Source organism: Serratia sp. EWG9 (assembly GCF_019913725.1).
Taxonomy (GTDB): domain Bacteria; phylum Pseudomonadota; class Gammaproteobacteria; order Enterobacterales; family Enterobacteriaceae; genus Serratia; species Serratia ureilytica.
In genome coordinates this window covers 1-440 of sequence record NZ_JADNRO010000029.1, presented here as the reverse complement: position 1 = coordinate 440, position 440 = coordinate 1, and the positions used below count along the sequence as shown (strand labels likewise).

General features: G+C 47.7%; 1 tRNA gene and 1 rRNA gene. Both read right to left on the bottom strand.

Annotated features, from left to right (window positions below):
• Window positions 1-189: 189 nt before the first annotated feature.
• Window positions 190-265: transfer RNA gene (locus tag ITX55_RS23905), tRNA-Glu, on the bottom strand.
• An 88-nt stretch (window positions 266-353) separates the two neighbouring features.
• Window positions 354-440, bottom strand: a 16S ribosomal RNA gene (locus ITX55_RS23900); the annotation flags it as partial.

Here is a 440-nt window from a genome sequence, read left to right as displayed (position 1 = left end):
TCTATGACAGGTTACTCTTTATCCCAGTACATCTACGGAGGGATAAATTTCAGCCGTCATGTTTCAATTTTCAGCTTGTTCCAGATTGTTAAAGAGCAATATCTTAAACATGACTCGGAAGTCATCTTTAAGATATGGTGTATCGTCAGATACTTGAGACCGCCGCTTTCACCGGGTGGGTCGGAAGCTTGGCGTCCCCTAGGGGATTCGAACCCCTGTTACCGCCGTGAAAGGGCGGTGTCCTAGGCCTCTAGACGAAGGGGACACGACACCGTACTTTTATGACGCTTTTGCTCGTTACTTTTTCATCAGACAATCTGTGTGAGCACGCCACTCGAACTAATATCTTTAGGTAAGGAGGTGATCCAACCGCAGGTTCCCCTACGGTTACCTTGTTACGACTTCACCCCAGTCATGAATCACAAAGTGGTAAGCGCCCT